Annotated in this window: 1 protein-coding gene; it reads right to left on the reverse strand. The window is 49.0% G+C overall.

The window, feature by feature from the left end:
* A partial coding sequence (locus tag AAA943_RS21845) for a reverse transcriptase domain-containing protein (RefSeq protein ID WP_338226532.1) occupies positions 1-341 on the reverse strand: 341 nt, incomplete at both ends.

The raw sequence follows: 341 nt of genomic DNA on the forward strand, positions 1-341 counted from the left end.
AGCAGCTCAAAATCGGATGGTCTTCGGATGCCACTTTTCGCCCTGTTGATAGGTAGTCTGAGCTTGTCTCTTAGAAAGAGAAAAATCTCGTTGCCTACTTTTCTGGCTTCCTTCTTTGACTTAGTGTAGATGCTGAAGTCGTCCGCATAGCGGACGTATTTCATGTTTCTCCGTTCCAGTTCCTTGTCCAGCAAATCCAGAAGGATGTTGGACAGAAGCGGACTGAGTGGCGAACCTTGAGGCACACCTTTTCTACGCTTGTGTAGTTTTCCGTTAATCTGGATCGGTGCACGCAGCCATTTTCGGATAAGCCTCAGGGTGGTCGGGCATTTCACCCGCTG

Origin of the sequence: Algoriphagus confluentis (assembly GCF_036245625.1) — a bacterium.
GTDB lineage: Bacteria > Bacteroidota > Bacteroidia > Cytophagales > Cyclobacteriaceae > Algoriphagus > Algoriphagus confluentis.